At 45.7% G+C, this 6170-nt stretch carries 5 protein-coding genes; all 5 read left to right on the top strand.

Going from position 1 to position 6170, the window contains the following annotated elements; translation table 11 throughout:
• A partial coding sequence (locus PLH26_RS06305) for an SDR family NAD(P)-dependent oxidoreductase (protein WP_324585151.1) occupies positions 1-438 on the top strand: 438 nt, incomplete at its 5' end.
• Positions 438-1298: a sugar phosphate isomerase/epimerase family protein gene (locus PLH26_RS06300; RefSeq protein WP_324585150.1), complete on the top strand. Its 861-nt coding sequence runs from the start codon at positions 438-440 to the stop codon at positions 1296-1298. The genes PLH26_RS06305 and PLH26_RS06300, both read left to right, overlap by 1 nt.
• Positions 1295-2053, top strand: a complete 759-nt coding sequence (locus tag PLH26_RS06295; RefSeq protein ID WP_324585149.1) for an HpcH/HpaI aldolase family protein — start codon at positions 1295-1297, stop codon at positions 2051-2053. Before PLH26_RS06300 ends, PLH26_RS06295 begins: the two co-directional genes overlap by 4 nt.
• A complete protein-coding gene (locus PLH26_RS06290; protein ID WP_324585148.1) occupies positions 2053-2871 on the top strand; it encodes a cupin domain-containing protein in 819 nt (272 codons plus the stop codon). Before PLH26_RS06295 ends, PLH26_RS06290 begins: the two co-directional genes overlap by 1 nt.
• A 198-nt stretch (positions 2872-3069) precedes the next feature.
• Positions 3070-6153, top strand: coding sequence for a SusC/RagA family TonB-linked outer membrane protein (locus PLH26_RS06285; RefSeq protein ID WP_324585147.1), 3084 nt, complete (start codon positions 3070-3072; stop codon positions 6151-6153).
• Positions 6154-6170: the final 17 nt, after the last annotated feature.

Below are 6170 nucleotides of genomic sequence, written 5' to 3'. Positions count from 1 at the left end.
AATCTTAAGGCCATCTTTCTGAGTTTTAAATACGCTTATCCCTACCTCAAAAAAAGCGGCGGCAGCAGTATTGTAAATATCGGATCGGTGAGCAGTTTTGTAGGGCAGGCCAAAACTCCCGGCTATATCGCTGCCAAGGGGGGCGTGATGATGCTTACCAAATCTATTGCAATTGACTATGCATCAGATCGCATCAGGTGTAACGCGGTTTGCCCGGGCATAACAGACACGCCCATGTTGAGAGAACATATGGGTGGTCAATCAGGAATAGCCGAACGCCTGCACCGCGTACCGGCAGGGCGTATTTTACAACCACGTGAAATTGCCAGCAGTGTTGCATACCTGTGCAGCGATGATTCATCGGGTATTACCGGAACCAGTTTAATAATTGATGGTGGCTACCTGGCTACCGCAGAATGGGATGGAGGACTTCTATAATGAAAAATATAAAAATTTCCTGCGCTGATTTTACGTTCCCGCTTTTGCCGCATGATAAGGTGATGGATCTTATTGCCATGCTGGACTGTGATGGGGTTGACATCGGGCTTTTTACCGGACGATCGCACATACAGGCAGGAACGGAATTTACGGAACCGGAGAAAAACGCCAGGTTGTTGCAACAAAAAGCAGCCGATCGCGGACTGGCGATCGCCGACATATACCTGCAGCTCGACAATGATCTGGCAAAATTTGCGATCAATCATCCCGACGCGGCAAAACGTGCTTTTGCAAGAGAACAGTTTTTGAAGCTTATTGAATATGCACAGTATGCAGGCGCTGAACACATCACCTGTTTGCCCGGAATGGCTTTTCCCGGTACCGAATTGCCTGAGCAGTCTGTGGAGAGAAGTTATGAAGAACTGTACTGGCGTGTAGAGCAGGTACGTAAAACAAAGCTGAGCTTTTCAGTAGAGTGTCATGTGGGATCGCCGTATACAAAACCGGAGGATGTGGTTACACTCGTTAAATCGGTACCGGGGTTACAACTTACACTCGATTATACCCATTTCATAAGAAATGGTTACACACAGGCGGAAGCCGACATACTGCTGCCTTACGCCAATCATTTTCATGCCCGCGGGGCACAGCCGGGCAAATTACAGTCATCTGTAGCCGAAAACAGCATTGACTATGAAAAAATCATCCGGCAGTTAAAAGAAAAAAATTACTCCGGCTGGATAGGCCTTGAATATATATGGATTAAATGGGAGCAATGCAACCAGGTAGACACCTTGTCTGAAACAATTTTATTAAGAGATATTATTTTGAAAAGCCTTGCAAAAAACATTCCGGTATGAAAACAATCGCTTTGCAGCTGATGCGAAAGAAACTGGCAGAACAGCATGCGGTATATGGACTGTGGGTAACCCTTGAATCACCCGGCATTACGGAGATTGCCGTGCATTGCGGTCTCGACTGGGTGATCGTTGATGCTGAGCACGGGCATATGGACTGGCACAATATAGTGGAACACCTAAGGGCGGCAGTGCGAAGCAACACTGTTGTTTTGGTGAGGATTTCCAATGTCGACGAGGGCATTATCAAACGGGTGCTGGACATTGGTGCAGACGGCATAGTGGTTCCTCATATAGAAAGTGCTGCCGGCTGGAAGAAGGCATTGTCATATGCAAGGTATCCCCCCGCCGGCATACGGGGCATCGGTGCAGAGCGCGCTACCAAATGGGGCAGTGATTTTTCGCAGCACGTGAAGGATGCTGATGAGCATCTGCTGATGATCCCCATTATCGAATCTGTAGCAGGTGGAGATAATATAGATGAAATTATTGCAGTAAAAGGTACGGAAATAGTATTCTTCGGTCCGGCCGACTATTCCGCATCCGCGGGCTATGCAGGGGAGTGGGAGGGCAAAGGTGTAGCCGAAGCAATTGACGGGGTAAAAAATAAGATCGTTGCCGCTGGTAAGCACTGCGGTGTGATGGCCAAATCCAAAGACGATCTGAACCACAGGTACAGGCAGGGCTTCCGCATGCTGTCAATAGGAGCGGATGCGGGTCTTCTGCTTAAAACGATTAAAACTTTTTTCCAATCATAATGATGAATACATTTTCTAAAACAAGCTCCGGCTCTGCCGATGGAAGAGTTGAGTCTGTTAGTCCAGTAGGATCCGGGCCGATCGTGGAATTGGCGCCGGGCATCGTTTGTGAAGCCCAGGTGGGCGTGCACAATGAAGCTGTTAATTTGTTTACCGCTATTGTTACATTTCAACCGGGCCGGTCGTTGCCGATGCATACCCACCCACATTCAGAATCCATTACGCTGCTTAGCGGGGAGGCAATTGTTGAAGTTGAAAATCGCCGGTACAGGTTACAGCAGTTTGACAATGTTACCGTTCCCCAAAATACACCGCACAAAGTAATCAACGGTTCTGCTGCAGAACAGAGCGTATTTCATATTGCAATGCCCGTATCTGTTCCGCTTCGGGATGTAAAAGAGGATGCATATGTGCAATACATTTCTATTGCGGATGATGTGAACGGAAAATCCGGTAAAGAGTACATTACACGTTTTAATTCGGCAGGCCGCTATAACGCAGGCAGCAACACTGCGTTTATTGATTATTTTAATGAAAGCATGCTTGCCGGTGTTGGTATGAGCGGAGGTTTGGGGATCTTTTATAAGGACGGCAGGTTGCCTGCACATTTTCATGCATTTGACGAATCAATATGTATTATCTCAGGAGAAGCCATTTGTATTACGCAACGAAACAAATACAACCTTTCCAACCTTTCCACGGCGTTGCAGCCAAACGGTTTGCCTCACTATTTCATCAATCCATATCAAAAGGAAATGTATATGATTTGGGTGTATGCAGGTGCTATGCCCGTGAGAACAGAAGTAGATGACTTTTAAATGCTGCTGCCTTGAAAGCCGTTGGCAGTGCAGTTGTGAAGCAATAGCGATGATCAGTCAAAAAGTATAAATGAATTGTCAGGATGTATATTTTAACTCAACTGTCATTACAGTACTTTAGCATATTAGGATTTCCTTTTGCTTAAAGCTCACTTTCATAGAGCGCAACAAATCTGTATAAAAACAAAAATTATTATTATGAAAAAACGAGGATTGCCATTCCCGTCCTGGAAGAAGTGTGGTATGACACTGATTCTACTGCTTGGATTTTACAGTTATTCTTTCTCTCAGGATCCTTTAAAGGTTTCGGGTATCGTTGCCGATTCGGCCGACGGAAAACCTTTGGCCGGGGTAACCGTAGCGGTTCAGGGTACCAGCAATGCTACCAAAACCAACAACGCCGGTGTTTTTACGATAGACGCCGTGAAAAATGCTTCTTTGGTGTTCACCTTTACGGGCTACAATTCGCAAACCGTGGTGATCAGTAACGACAACGATATCAATATCACCCTGGGTGCAGTATCGCAAAACCTCAGCGAAGTAGTAGTGGTGAGTTATGGTACACAGAGAAAAAGAGAAATAACAGGCGCTATCAGTAATATCAATGCCAAGGAATTAAAAGATCTTCCTGTTACCAATATCGGACAAAAATTACAGGGCCGGTTAGCGGGGGTTCAAATCAATCAGAACACGGGGCAGCCTGGTGCCAACATGGCCATCCGCATACGTGGTGCGGCATCCATCAATGCAGGTAATAATCCATTGATCGTGGTAGACGGTTTTCCTATTGAAAGCGGATTGAATACCATTGACCCGGATATGATAGAATCGGTGAGTGTACTTAAAGATGCGGCGGCATCTTCGCTCTATGGTTCAAGAGCCGCCAATGGTGTACTGTTGATTACAACCCGGCAGGCCAAAGCGGGTCAGCGCAACATACAATTCACGAGCTATCTTGGCTTGCAAACCGTTTCAGACCGTGGCAAGCCCGATTTAATGGATGCACGTGAATTTGCACAGTTCAAAAAAGAATATTATGAAGACGCTGCGAGATATGAAGGTTATACCGGCGGTGTGCCGGCACAATACCAGAATCCTGAACAGATTGATCCTTCCGAAGGAACCAACTGGTTTGATGTATTACTGAGAGATGCGCTCGTTCAGAATTACAGTTTATCACTTTCATCGGGCGGCAGGTTTGTAAGATCAGTAGTAGGCGTAAGCTACAATAATCAGGATGGAGTAATGATCAATCAAAATTCCAAGAGGTTTACGGCATCAAGCAATAACACTTTTTACGCTTCCGATAAACTTACATTTGGACTGAATGCGGGTATTACACATCAAACGGATAATATTACACCCAACCTCGGAAACGGCCGTAATATTATACAGGTAGCCTACCTGAGTGATCCGGCGCTGAAATACAAAAATGACGACGGCACCTACCCGATCGGGTTCGCTCCCCCCGGCATGTTCTCCACTCCAAACTATTACAAGGTGTTAATGGAAACCGTTAATCCTAATAAATCACTAACGCTGATAGGTAATGCCTATGGGGCGTATAAAATAATTGACGGGCTTGAATTCAAGAGCAGCATCAACGTTAATATCAACAATACCATTAACAGGACATTCAGACCTTCAACGATCCTGGGTGGACCTCAACCGGCAGCCTCTGCATCGGCAAGCTACAATACCAGCAGCTTTACATCATGGATGACTGAAAATACGCTCACCTATACCAAACAGTTGTTTCAAAAACACAATATTGAAGCCTTTGCAGGTTACACTGCCCAAAAAGTTACATTTGAAAACAGCGGTATCAATGGTTCACAGTTTCCCGACGATAACATTGAATGGCTGAACGTGGCGGCTACCAGGATTGGTTCAGTAGGCGCCAACGATTATTCTGTATTGTCGTATATCGGCAGGGTAAATTATAACTATGACGGCAAATACATTCTTTCGGTTGCGCTCAGAAGTGATGGGTCATCAAAGTTCGGAACCAATAACAGGTACGGTACTTTCCCGTCTGTTTCGGCCGGCTGGGTGGTGTCGGATGAAAAATTCATGAGCAGCATCAGCGCCATCAACTTCTTAAAGCTCAGAGGTAGCTGGGGTAAGGTGGGTAACAACAATATCGGCTATTATACTTACCTGGCAGGCGTAGCCCAGTCCAATTATGTATTCAACGATCAACTGGCGTCGGGCAGTGCTTTAAATGGTATTGGCAATGCTAACTTAACCTGGGAAACCACGGAAGGATATGATATAGGTGTGGATGTGTCGTTACTGAACAACCGTGTTTCATTTTCGTACGACTACTATCGTAAAAAAACCGATGGTCTATTATATGGAATTGACATTCCTGTGCAATCCGGTTTTTCTACCATTACTTCTAATATCGGGCGCTTTGATTTCTGGGGTCATGAATTTACCATTGATACCAGAAATCTGACCGGGGCGCTCACCTGGAATACCAGCTTGAATGTTTCCATACCGAGGAATATCGTTAAAAAACTGGGAACTAATGATGCGCCTATAGGCGGTTACCAGGAATACTGGGATGACAACAGAACTGCTGTTGGTATGCCGCTCGGGATGTTTTATGGTTATATCAACACCGGTGTTTATATGACGCAGCAGGAATGGGAAACACAACCGCACAATGCAACCTCAATGGTGGGAACTGCCCGGTTTGCCGATATAGGCGGCCCTGACGGAAAGCCCGACGGGAAAATTGACGCCAACGACAGAACATGGATTGGCAATCCAAACCCCGACTTCCTGTTTGGTATGACCAACAACCTGGAATATAGAAATTTCGACTTCAGCGTGATGGTTTCCGGTTCCATAGGGAACGATATCGCGGATGATGCCTATCAATCAACAGAAAACCTTGATGGTGTATTCAATGTCAGGAAAGGCGTAGTTGACAGGTGGAGATCAGAAGAAGATCCCGGTGCTGGCATTTATCCCAGGACCAGGGCGGGTACTACCGCTGATTTCAGGAACTTTACTACAAGGCAGGTATTCAGCGGTACTTATCTTGCCATTAAAAATATCACATTAGGCTACCGGGTACCGCTCAACACCAATGCAACCATAAAAAGCGTTCGCGTTTATTTTACCACTCAAAATCCATTTATGTTCACCAAATATCCGGGAATGAACCCCGAGATTAGTTTAAGGGGCCTGGATGGCTTGAGAATAGGTCGCGACTTTACCGCATTCCCCATAGCCAAAGTATATACATTAGGTGTAAACGTTCAATTTTAAACCTACACTTAAATCTC

This window comes from Agriterribacter sp., from assembly GCF_035444585.1.
GTDB lineage: Bacteria > Bacteroidota > Bacteroidia > Chitinophagales > Chitinophagaceae > Agriterribacter.
Note: the sequence above shows the minus strand (reverse complement) of the source record. Positions and strands in the feature narration are given on the sequence as shown.